Annotated in this window: 18 protein-coding genes and 1 tRNA gene; 10 read left to right on the top strand and 9 right to left on the bottom strand. The window is 61.0% G+C overall.

What is annotated here, in order from left to right; all coding sequences use genetic code 11:
• Positions 1-1,071, bottom strand: a complete 1,071-nt coding sequence (gene pdhA, locus K3165_RS01305) for a pyruvate dehydrogenase (acetyl-transferring) E1 component subunit alpha (RefSeq protein ID WP_221547074.1) — start codon at positions 1,069-1,071, stop codon at positions 1-3.
• A 128-nt stretch (positions 1,072-1,199) separates the two neighbouring features.
• Complete coding sequence (locus K3165_RS01300; RefSeq protein WP_221547073.1) at positions 1,200-1,514, bottom strand: FtsB family cell division protein; 315 nt, start codon at positions 1,512-1,514, stop codon at positions 1,200-1,202.
• A gap of 162 nt (positions 1,515-1,676) precedes the next feature.
• Here K3165_RS01300 and hppD point away from each other — a divergent pair, with 162 nt between their 5' ends.
• From hppD to K3165_RS01275, 5 genes are all read left to right on the top strand, one after another.
• Positions 1,677-2,783, top strand: a complete 1,107-nt coding sequence (gene hppD, locus K3165_RS01295; protein ID WP_221547072.1) for a 4-hydroxyphenylpyruvate dioxygenase — start codon at positions 1,677-1,679, stop codon at positions 2,781-2,783.
• On the top strand, positions 2,780-3,352 hold the full coding sequence (locus K3165_RS01290) for a VOC family protein (RefSeq protein ID WP_221547071.1): 573 nt from the start codon (positions 2,780-2,782) through the stop codon (positions 3,350-3,352). The genes hppD and K3165_RS01290 overlap by 4 nt, the downstream gene beginning before the upstream one ends.
• 76 nt (positions 3,353-3,428) lie before the next feature.
• On the top strand, positions 3,429-4,307 hold the full coding sequence (locus K3165_RS01285; RefSeq protein WP_221547070.1) for a mechanosensitive ion channel family protein: 879 nt from the start codon (positions 3,429-3,431) through the stop codon (positions 4,305-4,307).
• Between the two features lie 72 nt (positions 4,308-4,379).
• Entirely contained in the window at positions 4,380-5,294 is a 915-nt protein-coding gene (locus K3165_RS01280; protein ID WP_221547069.1) for a haloalkane dehalogenase, read from the top strand.
• On the top strand, positions 5,291-6,466 hold the full coding sequence (locus tag K3165_RS01275) for an MFS transporter (RefSeq protein ID WP_221547068.1): 1,176 nt from the start codon (positions 5,291-5,293) through the stop codon (positions 6,464-6,466). Before K3165_RS01280 ends, K3165_RS01275 begins: the two co-directional genes overlap by 4 nt.
• Positions 6,467-6,472: 6 nt before the next feature.
• On the opposite strand, the gene K3165_RS01270 is transcribed toward K3165_RS01275, so the two are convergent.
• The 4 genes from K3165_RS01270 to grxC all read right to left on the bottom strand — a co-directional run bounded on the left by K3165_RS01270 (position 6,473) and on the right by grxC (position 8,142).
• A tRNA-Arg gene (locus tag K3165_RS01270) sits at positions 6,473-6,549 on the bottom strand.
• Between the two features lie 39 nt (positions 6,550-6,588).
• Entirely contained in the window at positions 6,589-7,053 is a 465-nt protein-coding gene (locus K3165_RS01265; RefSeq protein ID WP_221547067.1) for a DUF1178 family protein, read from the bottom strand.
• A gap of 6 nt (positions 7,054-7,059) precedes the next feature.
• Entirely contained in the window at positions 7,060-7,878 is an 819-nt protein-coding gene (locus K3165_RS01260; protein ID WP_221547066.1) for a carbon-nitrogen hydrolase family protein, read from the bottom strand.
• Positions 7,879-8,142 (bottom strand): glutaredoxin 3, encoded by a 264-nt coding sequence (gene grxC / locus K3165_RS01255; RefSeq protein WP_221547065.1) that lies wholly within the window; start codon positions 8,140-8,142, stop codon positions 7,879-7,881.
• A gap of 153 nt (positions 8,143-8,295) precedes the next feature.
• Between grxC and K3165_RS01250 the strand changes: the two genes are divergently transcribed.
• Complete coding sequence (locus K3165_RS01250; RefSeq protein ID WP_221547064.1) at positions 8,296-8,772, top strand: Hsp20 family protein; 477 nt, start codon at positions 8,296-8,298, stop codon at positions 8,770-8,772.
• Positions 8,773-9,113: 341 nt separating this feature from the next.
• Here the strand turns inward: K3165_RS01250 and pyrG are convergent, their stop codons facing one another.
• The 3 genes from pyrG to tpiA all read right to left on the bottom strand — a co-directional run bounded on the left by pyrG (position 9,114) and on the right by tpiA (position 12,048).
• A complete protein-coding gene (gene pyrG, locus K3165_RS01245) occupies positions 9,114-10,748 on the bottom strand; it encodes a CTP synthase (RefSeq protein WP_221547063.1) in 1,635 nt (544 codons plus the stop codon).
• Between the two features lie 104 nt (positions 10,749-10,852).
• Entirely contained in the window at positions 10,853-11,218 is a 366-nt protein-coding gene (secG, locus tag K3165_RS01240) for a preprotein translocase subunit SecG (protein ID WP_221547062.1), read from the bottom strand.
• Positions 11,219-11,286: 68 nt separating this feature from the next.
• On the bottom strand, positions 11,287-12,048 hold the full coding sequence (gene tpiA / locus K3165_RS01235) for a triose-phosphate isomerase (protein ID WP_221547061.1): 762 nt from the start codon (positions 12,046-12,048) through the stop codon (positions 11,287-11,289).
• 216 nt (positions 12,049-12,264) lie between these two features.
• On the opposite strand from tpiA, the gene K3165_RS01230 reads away from it, so the two are divergent.
• The 4 genes from K3165_RS01230 to pip are packed head-to-tail and all read left to right on the top strand — an operon-like array spanning position 12,265 to position 17,531.
• The gene (locus tag K3165_RS01230; RefSeq protein WP_221547060.1) at positions 12,265-14,208 is read left to right on the top strand and encodes a peptidylprolyl isomerase; all 1,944 of its coding nucleotides are present in this window, start codon (positions 12,265-12,267) and stop codon (positions 14,206-14,208) included.
• 8 nt (positions 14,209-14,216) lie between these two features.
• On the top strand, positions 14,217-15,731 hold the full coding sequence (trpE, locus tag K3165_RS01225) for an anthranilate synthase component I (protein WP_247713850.1): 1,515 nt from the start codon (positions 14,217-14,219) through the stop codon (positions 15,729-15,731).
• Positions 15,728-16,576: a phosphodiester glycosidase family protein gene (locus tag K3165_RS01220; RefSeq protein ID WP_221547059.1), complete on the top strand. Its 849-nt coding sequence runs from the start codon at positions 15,728-15,730 to the stop codon at positions 16,574-16,576. Before trpE ends, K3165_RS01220 begins: the two co-directional genes overlap by 4 nt.
• Positions 16,569-17,531, top strand: a complete 963-nt coding sequence (pip, locus tag K3165_RS01215) for a prolyl aminopeptidase (protein WP_221547058.1) — start codon at positions 16,569-16,571, stop codon at positions 17,529-17,531. Before K3165_RS01220 ends, pip begins: the two co-directional genes overlap by 8 nt.
• Positions 17,532-17,547: the final 16 nt, after the last annotated feature.

The raw sequence follows: 17,547 nt of genomic DNA, 5'->3' as shown, positions 1-17,547 counted from the left end.
TCAGTACTCCTCCACCAGAACATCGGTGTAGAGTTCGCTCGGATCCGGCTCGGGCGAGTTTTCGGCGAAGTCCGCCGCTTCGCTCACAACCTTGCGGATGTCCTTGTCGATGGCTTTCAAGTCGTCCTCGCTGCTGCCCTGTTCGATCAGGGTCTTCTTCAGTCCTTCGATCGGATCGCGATGTTCGCGCATATCCTGCACTTCCTCGCGGGTACGATACTTGGCCGGGTCGGACATCGAGTGTCCGCGATAGCGATAGGTCTCGCACTCCATGAGGACGGGGCCCCTGCCCTCACGAACGTGCTTGAAGGCGATTTCGGCAGCCTGGCGCACTTCGAGCACATCCATGCCGTTGACCTTCATGCCCGGGATCCGGAACGCGGTGCCGCGGCGGTAGAATTCGGTTTCGGCAGAGGAGCGGCTGACCGCAGTGCCCATGGCGTACTGGTTGTTCTCGATCACGAAGACGATCGGGAGCTTCCAGAGCGCTGCCATGTTGAAGGTCTCGTAGACCTGACCCTGGTTGGCTGCACCGTCACCGAAATAGGCCAGGCACAGGCCGCCGTCCTCATTGTACTGGTGTGCAAGCGCCAGACCGCCGCCAAGCGCGACTTGCGCGCCGACGATGCCGTGGCCGCCGTAGAACTTATGCTCGGTCGAGAACATGTGCATCGACCCGCCCTTGCCCTTCGAAATGCCGGCTTCGCGGCCGGTGAGCTCGGCCATGATGACCTTGGGATCGATACCGTAGGCGAGCATGTGACCATGGTCGCGATAACCGGTGATCACACTGTCGAGGCCTTCGCTCAAGGCAGACTGCAGGCCGACAGCGACCGCTTCCTGTCCAATATAGAGGTGACAGAAACCGCCGATCAGGCCGAGGCCATAAAGCTGGCCAGCGCGTTCCTCGAAACGGCGGATAAGCAGCATCTGTTCGTAGAACGACTGCATCTGTTCGGTCGACGCATCGAAGCGCTTGTTCTTCTCGAACTCTTCCTGGAGCGAGTGAAGCGCGAATTCGGGGTTTTCTGCGGGGCTGCGAGCAGCGCTCTTTTTCGGGGCCTTGGCCAAGATTTCTTGTCCCTTTTCCTTACGGGGAATTCTCTCTGCCCGCGCCTATAGGCACAGGCTAGCTGGCAGCGCAACGGGGCGCGCCTCTTGCATACGAAAACCTTACGGAAAAGCGGGGTTGCGCCCGATCAGTCGTCGAGCTTGATGACGACTTCGTCGGGGTGGACGACGTTGAGCTGGCTGCGCAGCAGTTCGCCGACCATGTCCGGATCGGCATGGTCCGGATGCAGAAGCGCCACCTTGTTTTCCAAGGCCGCCTTTTCTTTCTGCAGTGCTTCGAGCTGCGCCTCACGCTGGTCGAGCAGGCGCAAGTTCTCGCTCCAGGCGAGTAATCCGGAGGGGCCGGCTATCCCGAGACCGCCAAGAACGAGCAGCACAACGAGCGCCGCATTCTGCGTCGTCTTCGCCTTCCGTCCGAGATCGAGTCTGCCCTTCCGCGCCATAAACAATACAGAATCACAGTTAACCCCCGCGTGCAAGGGGAAAACTTCTGCCTGTCGCGTGTGTGGGACCGCTTGCCCTGCCCGCCCGTTGCAACCTTGACACTCGGTGGCCTTTCCCATATTTGGTTTCCATTGAAACTATATTGAACTCAGAGGAACCCAATGCCTGATCTCTTCGAAAACCCCATCGGTCTCGACGGCTTTGAATTCGTCGAATTTTGTGCGCCCGAAAAGGGGAAGATCGAGCCGGTGTTCGAAGCCATGGGCTTTACGCATGTAGCGACGCATCGCTCGAAGGACGTGCACCTCTGGCGCCAGGGTGGCATCAATCTCATCCTCAACTACGAACCACGCAGCGCCGCATGGTTCTTCGCTCGCGAACACGGCCCCTCGGCCTGCGGCATGGGCTTCCGTGTCCGTGACGCGAAACAGGCTTACGAAGAACTTCTCAAGCGTGGCGCGGAGCCCGTCACGGTGGAAACCGGCCCGATGGAACTGCGCATTCCGGCCATCCGTGGCATTGGCGGAGCAATTGTCTACCTGATCGACCGTTATGCCGAGAAGGGCGAGGACAACCTATCGATCTACGATATCGATTTCGAGTATCTCGACGGCGTCGAAAAGTGGCCGAAGGGTGCCGGCTTCAACGTAATCGATCACCTCACCCACAACGTTTATAACGGCCGCATGAAGTACTGGGCGGATTACTACGAGACGCTCTTCAACTTCCGCGAAATCCGCTTCTTCGACATCAAGGGCGAATATACCGGCCTGACCTCCAAGGCGCTGACCGCGCCGGACGGCAAGATCCGCATCCCCCTCAACGAGGAAGGCGACGGCGGCAAGGGCCAGATCGAGGAGTTCCTCCGCGAATTCAACGGTGAAGGTATCCAGCACATTGCGCTGATCTGCGACGATCTCGTCAAGTGCTGGGACAACCTCAAGGATCTGGGCGTGCCGTTCATGACCGCCCCGCCCGAAACCTATTACGAGATGCTCGCCGAACGTCTGCCCGACCACGGCGAGCCGGTCGACGAACTAAAGATGCGCGGCATCCTGCTCGACGGCACCACCGAAGGCGGCCAGCCGCGCCTGCTGCTGCAGATCTTCGCAGAAGCGCAGGTCGGCCCGGTCTTCTTCGAGTTCATCCAGCGCAAGGGCGATGAAGGCTTCGGCGAAGGCAATTTCAAGGCCCTGTTCGAAAGCATGGAACGCGACCAGATCAAGCGCGGCGTGCTCGAAGTAGCCGAGAAGGAACCTGCCGAATGAGCAATGTTGCCGATCATCCCGTGAAGCTGGGCGGCGTCCATCACGCCGCCTACCGCTGCAAGGACGCCAAGGAAACCGTCGAATGGTACGGCAAGGTCCTCGGCATGGAATACACCACCGCCTTTGCAGAAGACCACGTGCCGTCGACCGGGGAATACGATCCCTACATGCACGTCTTTCTCGACGCGGGTAACGGAAACATCCTGGCTTTCTTCGAGCTGCCCAACCAGAAGGACATGGGCCGCGACGAGAATACGCCTGCCTGGGTCCAGCACCTCGCCTTCAAGGTCGGCAGCGAAGAGGAACTGGTCGCAGCCAAGGAGCATATCGAAAGCCTCGGCATCGACGTACTCGGCCCGACGCACCACGGCATCTTCAAATCGATCTATTTCTTCGATCCGAACGGCCACCGCGTCGAGCTCGCAGCCGACATCGGTACTGACGAACAGTATGCAGAACTGAAACGCGTAGCTCCGGTGATGCTCGATGAATGGAGCGAGACGAAGAAGGCCCCGCGCCACGCCGACTGGCTGCACGAGCTTGCCCGCAAGGAACATGGTCTCGGTTAATTCGCGCTAGGCGTGTTTTTCAGCGCTTAAGGAACCTGCTGCGGTGCACAACGTTGCCACGCAAAGGGAGTTTTGCGTGAATTACATCGATACACTGCGCGGCCAGCTGCAGGAAATGGGCGAAGGGTTCATCGCGACCCTGCCCAGCCTCGCCATTGCGCTGTTCATCGTCCTGATTACCTGGATCGTGGCGCGCTTTGCCGTCCGCATTTCGGATATGATCGTCGGTCGTACCGAAATCCGGACGAGCCTGAAGAACCTTGTCGACACGCTTGTGCGTCTGACGATCTGGATCATCGGCCTGTTCGTCGCTGCCATCGTCGTCATGCCCGACCTCACGCTCGCAAGCCTCCTTGCCGGCCTCGGTATCGGTGCAGTCGCGATCGGTTTCGCCTTTCAGGACATCTTCGAGAATTTCTTCGCCGGCATCCTCATCATGCTGCGCGAGAAAATGCGGATCGGGGACATCATCGAATGCGAGGGGATCACCGGAAAGGTGGAGCATATTACCCTGCGCGAAACCCACGTCCGCAAGCTTTCCGGCGAACTGACGGTTGTCCCGAATTCGATCCTGTTCAAGAATCCCGTCGAAATCCTGACAGATCAGGACCAGCGTCGTCACGACGTGGTGATAGGCGTTTCCTACGATACCAATCTCGATCATGCTGCCGACGTCATCCGTCGCGCAGTCGAGAATTGCGATGGCGTTCTGGCCACCAAGGGCATCGATATCTTCGCGCAGGAATTCAATTCCAGCTCGGTCGATTTCATGGTCCGCTGGTGGGCGGGTTCGACCCCGCGCTCCAAGTGGGAAACCCGCGACAAGGTCGTGCGTGCGATCAAGGCTGCCCTTGATGAGGCGGGCATCGAGATCCCGTTCCCCTACGTCACCCATACCTTCAAGGAAACTGTCCCGGTCAGCACCCTAGGTGACAGCAGCAAGCCGACGCCCTAAAGGTTGCAAACAGAAACGGAGGTACGGGGGCGTTCCCCTGCACCGCCCGATTTGCGCCGAGGGAGAGAAGGCATGGAAATTCTGCAGACACCGCCGGAACGCTTCAAGGATATTCCGGACTATCCCTTTGCCGAAAATTGGATCGAGATCGATCTCGGCAACGGGCAGACCGCACGGCAGCACTACGTCGACGAGGGCGACAAATCTGCGCCGCCGGTGCTCCTCTTCCATGGCGAACCGAGCTGGTCTTTTCTCTACCGCAAGATGATCCCGATCCTTGCCGATGCCGGTTTCCGCGTTCTCGCCCCGGACCTGATCGGTTTCGGGAAGAGCGACAAGCCCGACGACATCGAATTCTTCACCTACGCCCGCCACGTCGCCTGGCTGAAACAATGGCGCGCCGCAGTTGAACCGCGTCCGGCAGCCTTGTTCTGCCAAGACTGGGGCGGATTGCTCGGCCTGCGCATCGTTGCCCACGATCCGGACCTTTTCACCTGCGTGGTGGCGAGCAACACCTTCCTCCCGGCAGGTGGAACGCCCTCGCCCGCATTCCTCGCATGGCGGGAATTTGCGAAGACATCTCCCGACTTCAAGATCGGTCCGCTGCTCGACCGAGCAACCCAGACACCCCTGACCGAGGCGGAAATTGCCGCTTACGACGCCCCCTTCCCCGACGAACCTTCAAAGGCAGCCGCAAGGGCCTTTCCGGCCCTCGTTCCGGTGGAGGACGGAATGCCCGGCGTCGAGGACAACAAGGCGGCGTGGCCTGCCCTCGCCGCCTTTGACAAGCCGTTCCTGACCCTGTTCGGCGACGAAGACCCGATCACCAAGGGAAGCGAGAAATTCCTGATCGAGCGGATAGCCGGGGCTGCCGACCTTGATCACCGAACGCTCAGCCCTTGCGGACACTTCTGTCAGGAAGACCAGGCCGAGGCGCTTTCGCAGGGCGTGATCGACATGGCGCGCAAGGCTGGTCACCTGAAGTGAACGAACATGGACGGCTGAGCCGCACACAGGAATATCTTCTTGCTGTTGCGGCCGCGGTCGTCACTGCGAACGCGTATTACATCCATCCGATCATTGGGGATGTCGCCGACCATTTCGGCGTCACCGACACCCGGATCGGCATCGTCCCAGCCTTGAACCAGCTGGCCCTCGCGGTCGGTATCCTGCTGCTCCTTCCCTTGGGGGATCGCTATTCCAACAAGCGCCTGACCATAATTTTCGCGACCGGGCAGACAGCGTCGCTGGCCCTGATGACGGTCGCTCCGGGCTTTTCAGGGTTTACCGCAGGGTCGACCCTTCTCGGCTTCTTCACCATCGCGCCCTACCTGCTGCCTGCCTACGCATCGAAGCGGGTCGCTCCCGAGAGGCTTGGTCAGGTAACTGCGCTGCTCACGGCCGGTGTGATCCTCGGCATCCTCGTCGCACGTGTCGGAGCAGGTTGGGTGGCCGAGCATTACGGGTGGAGAACCGTTTACTGGATTGCCACCAGCCTCATGATCGCAGTCACCGTGGCACTGCCTCGCCTGATGGAAGGCGGTGAACGCGAATCCGCGCGCGTACCTTATTGGCCGCTGGTCATTTCCGTCTTCGGCATCGCGAGGAAGCACCCGGAAGTGCTCCTTTCCGGAGCAATCCAGGCGCTAAACTTCGCCCAGTTCATCGCGCTGTGGCTTGCACTCGCCCTCTATCTGACGGCGCCACCCATGAATTACGGGACGGACGTTGTCGGCTATCTCGCCGCCCTTGCCGCGGTCAGTATCCTTTCGACACCACGATTGGGACGCTGGGCCGACAAGGTCGGGCCGCGAAAGGCACGCTTCATCCTCGCCCTGGTTCAGCTGGCAGGCATTTCGTTGTTCTACCCGCTCGGTGGGTCGGTCTGGGGGCTCGTGGTTCCGCTCGTTCTCGTCAATCTCGTTGGGCCGGGCGTCGATGTTACCGGCAGGATGACGTTCCTCTCGCTGGCCCCTGATCTCAGGACCCGCCTGACCACGGCCTATGTCGTAATCATGTTTATCGGCGGGGGCATCGGGAGCTTCCTCGGCACTGCGGTTTACGACATGGCCGGTTGGGCCGGCGTTTGTGCCCTGCTCGTGATGTCCACGACAGTCCTTTCCAGCCTTTGCTGGCTGGGGACAGGGCTCGGCAGATAGGGAAAATGGTGCGCCCGACAGGATTCGAACCTGTGGCCCCCAGATTAGGAATCTGGTGCTCTATCCGACTGAGCTACGGGCGCCCCGGTCGCACGCTATAGCGGCTCGCGCCGCAGAAACAATCAGTTGAGTTTATCGGGTTCTGCGATCGGGAAAAGGATCGGCGCCACCGAAATCCCCTCGGAAGCCAGTTCCTCGGCTTCCTTCTTGGTAGCCTTGCCGTGGATCGGAGCCTCTTCCTTCTCGCCATAGTGCTGCGAGCGGGCTTCATCGGCGAACTTCTCGCCCACCCATGTGCTGCTCTCGAGCGCCTTGGCCTGCGCCTTGGCCAGCTGCTTCAATGCCTCTTCGACCTGCGGGGGCATAGGGGCATTGGAAAGCTGGGCTTCCTTACTGGCCTTGGGCGTATCCTTCGTATTGCCTTTCGCTCCCACTGCAGGCGCCATCGGTGCCTTGCCGATGGTCTTGCTGCCGCATTCCGGACAATCGACCAGCCCGCGTTCGCGCTGGCTCTCATAGTCGGCGGACGAGCCGAACCAACCTTCGAATCGATGGCCATTGTCGCAGTGGAGGTCGAACACGATCATGCTGGGCTATTTGGCGATTTTCCGGCGGTTCGCAAGGCTCGGGACCTGGCTTCGCACTTCCGAAATTCGGGACAGGTCGATGTCGACGAAACCCAATCCCGGCTCATCTCCGCCCATATCGAGAAGAACCTCGCCCCAGGGGTCGATCACCAGGCTATGCCCATAGGTCTGACGACCATCCTCATGGTCGCCCACTTGCGCTGCCGCGACTACGAAAGCGCTCGCCTCGATTGCACGGGCACGTAGCAGGGTGTGCCAATGCGCTTTGCCGGTCGGCACGGTGAAGGCTGCCGGGATGGCGATCGTATCGCAGCGCCTCGCGCCCAGTTCCTCGAACAGGGCCGGGAAACGCATGTCATAGCAAATCGCGAGCCCCAGCCTTCCGACCGGAGTATCTTCCAGCGTCACGACTTCGGTGCCTGCTTGGTAAGCATTGGATTCCCGCCAGCTTTCGCCGGTATCCAGATCGACATCGAACATGTGGATCTTGTCGTATGTCGTCGGCTCTGTCCCCTCCTCCGGCGGGAAAACGAACGAGCGGTTGGCCCATTTCCCATCCGGCAGGGCTACAGCCATTGAACCGATGGCCAGATGCAATCCGGTGTCGACCGCGAGCTGGGCAAGACGGCCGGCAAATTCGCCTTCGGCACGTTCGATCGAAGGGGCAGCGCGCTTTCGATCGCGGTCGAGGAGCAGCGACATTTCGGGCGTGAAGAGCATTTCAGCCCCGCCCTCGCTCGCCTTGCTGGCGGCATCTTTAATGGTGGCAAAGTTCCGCTCGGGATCGATGCCCGATGTCATTTGCAGAACGGCGATGCGTGTCATTCAGCCCTCAAGGAGCGGGTCGAGCTTGCCCTCGCGCTCAAGTGCGGCGAGCTCGTCGGAACCACCCACATAGGTGTCGCCGATGAAGATCTGCGGAACGGTGCGGGCATTGGGCGCTCGTTCGAGCATTTCATCACGCCTGGGGCCGCCCATGGTGATGTCATGTTCCTCGTAAAGCGCGCCCTTCTGGTCGAGCAGCGCCTTGGCGCGATAGCAAAATCCGCAGCCGAACTTGGTGTAGATATCGATATGCGGTTGGCTCATGAAATTTCCTCTGGTCTCGGCCGTGTCTGGAGCGCTTGAATGCCGTTGGCAAGCGCCTATCTTGGTCCTGTCGCCGCATGGTGCGGTGATGCGGGAGCGCCGCTTACGGGCTCCCATTACATACTCAAATTGCTCACAGGAGGATTTGTTTCGATGAACCGTTTTGACACTACCCCCTATCGTCGTTCCACCGTCGGGTTCGATCGCCTTTTCGACCTGATGGAACGCCAGGCGCGCAACGCCGGCGGCGACAACTACCCCCCTTTCAACATCGAGCGTCGTGACGAAGACCAGTACCGCATCACGCTTGCGGTCGCCGGTTTCCGTGCTGAAGACCTCGATATCACCGCGCAGCAGAACCTGCTGACGATCCAGGGACGCAAGCGCGACGACCAGCCCGATGGCGAGATGCTGCATGTCGGTATTGCCAATCGCGGGTTCGAGCGCCGCTTCGACCTTGCGGATTATGTCCGCGTCGAGAATGCAGACCTGCGCGATGGCATGCTGGTGATCGACCTCGTCCGCGAGGTTCCCGATGCCATGAAGCCCAAGAAGATCATGATCGGCGACCAGAAGCCGCTCGAAGTAATCGAGGGCGACAAGAAGGATAGTGACAGCGCCGTCGCCTAGGCCTGCACATTTCCGACAATCTGACAACGTAAAGAGGGCGGACCTCCAAGGAGATCCGCCCTCGCGACGACTAGCGCCGCCAAGCCTCGAATTCGGTCGTCCGGGTCGCAGAAGACAACCGGGTTCGAGACAAGCCCCACCGCTGGCGTGCGCAGCGAAAAATATTACGCGACTCAAGGACTTCGGCGCCCCCGAGCCAGTTGCGTTCTGCAACAGATATATCAAAAGATAAAGGGACGGCGCGGGTGGGTGCGCGCCGGTCCTGTCGCATCATTACAAGGTGCGAAAAGCCGATGTAACAATTACAATCGTTTACGGTCCGGCGCTTTGCCGAAATTTTTTTAGACGAGACGCGCCTGCTCGAGTGCAGCACCGATGAATCCGGCAAAAAGCGGGTGCGGATCAAAGGGTTTCGACTTCAGTTCCGGGTGGAACTGGACGCCGACGAACCAGGGATGATCCGATCGCTCGACGATTTCGGGCAGTAAGCCGTCCGGCGACATGCCAGAAAAGATCAGGCCCTGCTTTTCGAGCGGTTCGATGTACTTGCCGTTCACCTCGTAGCGGTGGCGGTGGCGTTCCTCGATTTCGGTCACGCCGCCATATATCGACGATACATGGCTGTTGGCAGCCAGCTTCGCGTCATAAGCACCAAGGCGCATCGTACCACCAAGGTCACCGCCCGCTTCGCGCTTCTGGAGACCTTCTTCGGTCATCCATTCGGTGATGATGCCGACAACCGGCTCGCTGGTCGCTCCGAACTCGGTCGAGCTTGCCTTGTCGAAACCGGCATTCCGGGCACCCTCGATGCAGGCCATCTGCATACCGAGACAGATACCGAGGAACGGGACCTTGCGTTCACGGGCGAAGCGGACGCTGGCAATCTTGCCTTCGCTTCCGCGCTCGCCAAAACCGCCGGGCACGAGAATACCGTGCATCGGTTCGAGCTGGGCGGCGATATCGCTATCGTCCTGCTCGAAAACTTCGGCGTCGATCCACTTGATGTTGACCTTCACACGGTGGGCCATACCGCCGTGGACAAGCGCCTCGTTGAGCGACTTGTAGGCATCCTGCAGGCCGACATATTTGCCGACTACGCCGATGGTCACTTCGCCTTCCGGATTGGAGTGACGATCAACGACATCGTACCAGCGCGACAGGTCCGGTTCGGGCGCATCGGTGATGCCGAAGCCGCGCAGGACCTCGGTATCGAGGCCTTCCGCGTGATATTGCAGCGGGACCGAATAGATCGAAGGCGCATCGAGCGCCGGGATGACGGCTTCCTTGCGCACGTTGCAGAAGTTGGCGATCTTCTGGCGCTCGCCATCGGGAATGGGATGCTCGGCGCGGCATAGGAGCACGTCGGGCTTGATACCGAGGCTCGCCAGTTCGCGCACAGAGTGCTGTGTCGGCTTGGTTTTGAGCTCACCTGCGGCCGCAATGTAGGGCACCAGCGTCACGTGGACGCTGAGCGACTGCATTGGCTCGAGTTCGTTCCTCAGCTGGCGGATGGCCTCCATGAAGGGCAAGCTCTCGATGTCGCCGACCGTGCCACCGATCTCGCACAGGATGAAATCGTGGTCGTCCTGTCCGGCGAGCGCGAATTCCTTGATCGCGTCGGTGACGTGCGGAACGACCTGCACAGTCGCGCCGAGGTAATCGCCGCGGCGTTCCTTGGCGATGATCTGCTGGTAGACCCGGCCGCTGGTGATGTTGTCGCCCTGGTGCGCCGAGACGCCGGTGAAGCGCTCGTAGTGGCCGAGGTCGAGGTCGGTTTCCGCCCCGTCATCAGTCACATAGACCTCACCATGCTGATACGGGGACATCGTACCCGGATCGACATTGAGGTAGGGATCGAACTTACGAATGCGGACCTTGTAGCCACGCGCCTGGAGGAGGGCAGCAAGCGATGCTGCCATGAGACCTTTGCCAAGCGAGGAGACCACGCCGCCGGTGATGAAAATATACCGCGCCATGGGAGTCGGGCCTTAAGCGTGGGGGTTGAGTCGGCGCAAGGGAAAAGGCGCGCAAAAAAGCACGCCATCCACAAGGCGCTTGCGAATTTGTTTGTCCGGGAGGCCTATTCGGCCAGCGGATCGTCCGACGGAGTTGCCGGTTCTGCACCGCCGGCAGGTGCAGCGGGCGCGCCGCCAAGCGGATCGTAATCCGCAGCAGGAGCTGTATCCGCGTCACCGCCGAGCGTGGTGTCCACCGTTCCGCCAGCACCCTCGACAGCCATTGCAGCCAGTACAATCGAGAGCACGACGAAAAGGACTGCCAACCACTTGGTCGAACGGGTGAGGAAGTCGGCCGCACCACGCGCGCTCATCATGCCGCTGGGGCTGCCACCGATGCCAAGGCCACCGCCTTCGCTACGCTGCATCAGGATTACCGCCACGAGTGCGGCAGCGACGATCGCCTGGAGGACGGTGAAAAAGAGGAACATGGGTGCAAACTCAATCGTGTTACTGTGTGCACCGCGCATCTAGGCGCGATGCGTCAAAACGGCAAGGTTCAGGCCTCTTCGGTTTCCGAAGCTGCGACCACGATGCCGAGGAAGCTTTCCGCGCTGAGGCTGGCGCCGCCAACAAGGGCACCGCCGACTTCTTCGGTCGAGAGGATTTCACGAGCGTTGTCGGGATTGACCGAACCGCCGTAAAGGATGCGCACCTGGGCAGAGGTTTCTTCACCATAGGTCTCGTCGAGCAGCCCACGGATGGCCTTGTGCATCGCCGCGATATCCTTGGCTGTCGCGGTGCGGCCCGTTCCGATCGCCCAGATCGGCTCGTAAGCAACGGTAAGGCGCTCGGCGGCATCGTCGATCTTGGGCAGGCTCGCCTTGAGCTGCTTGAGAACGAATGCCTCGGCCTCGCCTGCATCGCGCGTCTCGAGGCTTTCGCCGCAGCACAGGATGATGCGCAGGCCGGCTTCCAGCGCGCTTTCGATCTTCTCGTTGATGAGCTTGTTGGTTTCGCGGTGGTCGCCGCGACGCTCGCTATGGCCGAGGATCACGAACTTCGCGCCGGCGTCCGCCAGCATCGTTGCCGAAATATCGCCGGTGTGCGGGCCGTCTACGCCCGGATGGCAGTCCTGCGCGCCAACGCCGATCTGCTCGGCTTCGCGGTGCACAGCGTGGATAAGCGTATAGGGCGGCGCTACGGCAACTTCCGCCTTCATGTAACGCTGGGCCGCGCGGTCGATCGCGCGTGCTTCGGACAGCATTGCCCGCGTTCCGTGCATTTTCCAATTGCCTACGATGTAGGGCCGGTCGGACATAAAGCTTCCTGTTCGTGAATCTCAATTCAGCGGAGGGCGCTATATAGGGGCTAAGCGCGCGACCGCCAGTCGTGTTTGTTTCTGCACCAAAACCGGACGGCACCTGTTGCGGGGAGGTCGCAGGGCGGATAAAGCGCGCTGCTCAATCGCAAACGTGCAGCCTTCCATCCGGAAAGTCGTGCGCCCCTAAGCACCGAAAAGGCCTCACCGCAAGCCATGCTCACATTCTTCCGCAATTTCTTCAAATCGAAGATCGGCCTCGCCATTACCTTGGCTTTTCTGGGCCTGATCGGATTCGCTTTTGCCAGCATGGACGTTTCCAATACGGGCGCGTTCGGCGGTGTAGCGGGCGGTGACAGCGTGGCTGTCGTCGGCGACAGGAAAATCGGCACGGCCGAGTTCCAGCAGGCAGTGAATGACGCACTTGCAGAAGCGCGCCGGGAGAATCCCGATGTCACGATGGAGCAGCTCCTTGCAAACGGCGGCATCGACCGGATCCTCGATGACCTCATCGATCGCTACACGCTGATTGCCTGGGGCGAGGAAAATGGCTTTCGCGCAGGCGACAACCTCGTGAACTATCTTATTCGCGACCTCCCCGGTGTGCGCGGGCCCGAAGGTGAGTTCGACCAGGAAGCTTATGCAGCCCTGCTCCAGCAGGCCCAGCTGACCGACGCAGAGGTTCGCAGCCAGATCCGCACCAGCCTGTTCGAGCAGCAGTCAGTGGGCGCCACGGTTGCTGCCGCGAAGCTCCCCGAGAAGCTTGCCCTCGCCTACGCCCGGACTTTCAAGGAGCGTCGCAGCGGAGCGATCGCGACCATTCCTGCGCGTCTGTTTGTCCCGGCAGAGGCACCGAGCGATGAGGTGCTCGAAGAATTCTACAACGAAGAGCAGTCGCGATTCGTGCGGCCTGAACGCCGTGTCCTGCGCTACGCCACCTTTGGCAGTGAAGCGCTCGGTGACAGCATTATTCCCACCGACGAAGAAATCGCCGCATATTACGAAGACAATTCGGAACAGTTCGCGGCAAGTGAAACCCGCACATTCACCCAGCTGATCGTCGCAACCCGGCAGGGCGCTGAAGCGATTGCAGCGCGCGTGAATGCTGGTGAGACCATCGCGCAGGCCGCCTCCAGCGCCGGCTTCGCCACCACGCAAATCGAAGGCGCGACCCGCGAGGAGCTTCGCGAACAGGTCGCCGGTTCGGGCAATGTCGTCGAAGCCTATTTCGGCGCGGCCCAAGGGTCGTTGACTTCGCCCGCTCGCAGCTCGCTCGGTTGGCATATTGCCCGCGTCGACGGTGTCACCCAGATCCCGGCGCGCAACCTGGCACAAGCTCGCGACGAAATTGCCGAAATCCTTGGTCAGCAAAAGCGCGAACGCGGCATCGCCGAACTTGCCGTTTCGACCGAGGACCGTCTTGTGGACGGTGCATCGCTCCAGTCGATCGCCGAAGAATTCGGGCTGGATCTCAAGACCACCGCTCCTATTACGGCGCGCGGCGAAGTTTACGGCACCCCGGAACGCGTCGATCCGGTCCTTGCGCCTGCCCTGACACTCGCGTTTCAGATCGGCGAGGGTCAGCCCGAAATCGGCGCACTGCCCGATGGCGAAACCTTCATCCTGTATGAGGTCGCCGATATCGCCCCCTCGGCAGCAGCTCCGCTTTCCGAAATCCGTGACGAGGTGACGGCGGAATGGCGCCGTGTCCGCGGCAACGAATTGGCCGAAGCTGCCGCAGCCCGCATCGTGAAGCGCGTCGAAGAAGGACGTAGTCTCGCACAAGCCGTGGCGGCCGAAGAAGCTGCAATCCCTGCACCGGATCAGGTGGAATACACGCGTGAACAGCTCGCCCGCCTGCAGGGTCGTAATGTGCCCACGCCCGTCGCTTTGCTCTTCGGTATGGCCGAAGGCACGACCAAGAAGCTGGACGGCACCAATGATCAGGGCTGGTACGTAGTCGACCTTGAATCGATCAGTTTCGACGAGCTTGAGGAGAACGATCCTCTGATCGACGTGGCGAAAACGCAGGTCGCCCAGAACTGGAGCGGTGAATATGCCGCCCAGCTTCGTCGGGCGATGCGCGAATCGATCGGTGTCGAGCGCAATCCCGATGCGATTGCAGCCGTTCGTCGCCAGCTCCTCGGCGAAACCAACTGAGACCGCGCTTGGCTGGCCAACTCGAAGGCCGCGCAAGAGCGCAGGAGGCACTCGCTAGCGGGCGCCCCGCCCTCGTTTGGCGGCGGCTGGTTGCAGACATGGTGACCCCGGTCGGCGCTGCTGTGCAGCTGATCGAAGAAGGGCGCGGTGATTTCCTGCTCGAATCCGTCGAGGGAGGGGAAGTGCGCGGGCGCTACAGCCTGCTCGGCCTCGATCCGGACCTAGTCTTTCGCGCACAAGGCAATGCGGCGGAAATCAATCGCCAGTGGCAATATGATCGCGAGGCATTCGAAGCGCAGGACCAGCCCACCCTATCCGCCCTGCGCTCTTTGCTTGCCGACTGCCGGATCGATGTGCCGGAGGGTCTCCCCCCTGCACTTGCCTGCCTGGTGGGATATTTCGGCTACGAAACGATCGGGCTGGTGGAAAAACTGCCGCGTGCCGGGAAGCAAGCGCTCGACGTGCCCGACATGCTTTTCGCACGCCCTACCGTTCTTCTCGTCTTCGATAGCCTGAGCGACGAGCTGTATTGCATCGCCCCTCTCTGGGCCGGCAGTGATGACATGGAAGGTCAGTTGACCCTTGCCGAGGAGAGGATCGACAGCACGCTGGCGCGCCTGACCTCCCATCAAGCCGGACTCACCGCGCAGAACGAAACCTATGGCGATCCGGATCCTCAGCCGGTCATGGCCTCCGAAGACTATGCCGCGATGGTCTTGCGGGCGAAGGAATACATCGCTGCAGGCGACATCTTCCAGGTGGTCCTGTCTCAGCGCTTTACCGCTCCTTTCGCCCTACCCCCGATCGAACTGTATCGTGCGCTTCGCCGCGTGAACCCCTCGCCTTTCCTCTATTTCCTCGACCTGCCCGGATTTGCCGTGGTCGGTTCGAGCCCGGAAATCCTCGTTCGCGTTCGCGATGGTGAAGTGACCGTGCGTCCCATCGCCGGTACGCGTCCTCGCGGCGCCACACCCGAAGAGGACCGGGCTGCGGAAGCCTCGCTTCTCGCAGATCCTAAAGAGCGGGCCGAGCACCTCATGCTGCTCGATCTCGGACGTAACGACGTCGGCCGTGTTGCGAAGAGCGGCACTGTCACCGTTACGGACAGTTTCACCGTCGAGAGATACAGCCATGTCATGCACATCGTGAGCAATGTGGTTGGCGAACTCGATCCATCTCGCGACGCGCTCGACGCGCTGTTCGCTGGCTTTCCTGCCGGCACGGTGAGTGGTGCTCCCAAGGTGCGGGCCTGCGAAATCGTCGCGGAGCTGGAGCCTGCCACGCGAGGCCCATACGCCGGCGGCGTCGGCTATTTCGCACCGGACGGTTCGCTCGATAGCTGCATCGTCCTGCGAACCGCTGTCGTGAAGGATGGGACCATGCACGTACAGGCCGGCGCGGGGATCGTCGCCGACAGCGATCCCGCCTATGAACAAAGAGAATGCGAAGCCAAAGCCGGCGCGCTATTCGCCGCAGCACGCGAGGCCGTCCGCCTCGCAAGGGAACCCGGTTACGGACAATGAAATACGCTTTTCTGGCATTGCCACTTCTTGCACTTACGGCATGCGAACCCGCTCCCGAAGGCGAGCCGGTAACCCGGACCCGCATCGACGGCAAAGCGGACCCTACCCCGACAGCCACCCCCTCGCCTGAAGAGACGCAGGGCGGGACGATGCAGGTCGAAAGCGCCTGTCGATCGATCATCTTCGAGGACACGCCGCTTACGCACTGTTTGGCCGTGCCCTCTCGGCATACGATCGCGACCGATCTGTCCCCTTCCGACGGATCGCCATACCGCAGCCTGTCCGCCTTCTCGCGCAGCGAAGATGGCGAAACCATCGCCTTTGCGATGAATGCAGGCATGTATGACGACGACGGAAACCCGATCGGATATTTTGTCGAGAATTCGCAGCGCCTCCAGACCCTCAACACGAACGAGGGTTCGGGTAATTTCCACATGGACCCGAACGGTGTCTTCTACGGTTCGGACGGCAAGTGGGAGGTACGCACTACGTCGGACTTCCTCGCCAATGTGACGGAGCGCCCGGAATTCGGAACCCAGTCGGGTCCGATGCTGGTCATCGACGGAAAGCTGCATCCCGAAATTTCGCAGGATGGCGAATCCAGGCTGATCCGCAATGGTGTCGGCGTCGATGATCGCGGCCGAGCGCATTTCGTGATTTCGAACGGACCCATCAGCTTCGGAAAACTTGCCCGGTTCTTCCGCGACGAGCTTGAGGTGAAGAACGCACTCTACCTCGACGGAAACGTATCGGCCCTGTGGAACCCCGCTACCGAACGCCTCGATACCGGCGCACCCATCGGCCCCATCCTGGTGGTCAGGAAAAAGGACACGCCCGATGATTAATTACGAGCGCACTTTGTACCCCGAGATCGAGCCCTACGAAACGGGCATGCTCGACGTGGGCGAAGGACATTCGCTCTATTACGAGCGCGTCGGCACTCCCGGCGCCAAGCCCGCAGTCTTCATGCATGGCGGCCCCGGGGGCGGCATGTCTCCCGATCATCGCCGCCAGTGGGATCCTGAACTCTACGATGTCCTGCTGTTCGACCAGCGTGGCTGCGGGAAGTCGCTTCCCTTCGCGGAAATCGAGCACAACGATACCTGGCGCATCGTCGAGGACGTTGAAAAACTGCGCGAAATGTGCGGCCATGAGAAGTGGCAGGCCTTCGGCGGCAGCTGGGGCGCGACACTCGCTCTCGCCTATGCGCAGGCGCATCCCGACCGCGTTTCCGAAATCGTGCTCCGCGGCGTCTTTCTCGCCCGCCAGAAGGAAAAGGACTGGCTCTACACCTATGGCGCGAGCGAGATCATGGCCGAGCAATGGGACGACTTCTCGGGCCTCATCCCCGAAGACGAGCGCGGCAACCTCGTGAAAGCCTATTACGAGAGGCTCACGAGTGGCGATGAGCAGATCCGGCTCGCGGCAGCCAGGGAATGGTCGCTGTGGGAAGGCAACGTCGCCACCTTGCTGCCCGACGAGGACCTGCTGGACAGCTTCGCAGATCCGTCGAAGGCTGTCCCTTTCGCCCGTATATGTGCCAAATTCTTCCTTGAAGACTTCTTCCTCGAAGAAGCCCAGCTGCTCAAGAACGTCGATCGCATCAAGCACATCCCGGGCATTATCGTTCAGGGCCGACATGACATCTGCACTCCGCCGACCTCGGCTTGGGAGCTGAAGAAGGCATGGCCGGAAGCTGAACTCTGGATCGTCCACGATGCGGGCCATTCGGCAGGTGAGCCGGGCATAATCGACGGCCTGGTCCGGGCGACCGACAAGCTGGCCGGCAAGCAGGCGTGATCCGACTGGCAGCAAT

Source organism: Qipengyuania xiamenensis (genome assembly GCF_019711495.1).
Taxonomy (GTDB): Bacteria; Pseudomonadota; Alphaproteobacteria; order Sphingomonadales; family Sphingomonadaceae; genus Qipengyuania; species Qipengyuania xiamenensis.
The sequence above is the reverse complement of the archived record's forward strand: the minus strand, read 5'-3'. Positions and strand labels throughout refer to the sequence as shown.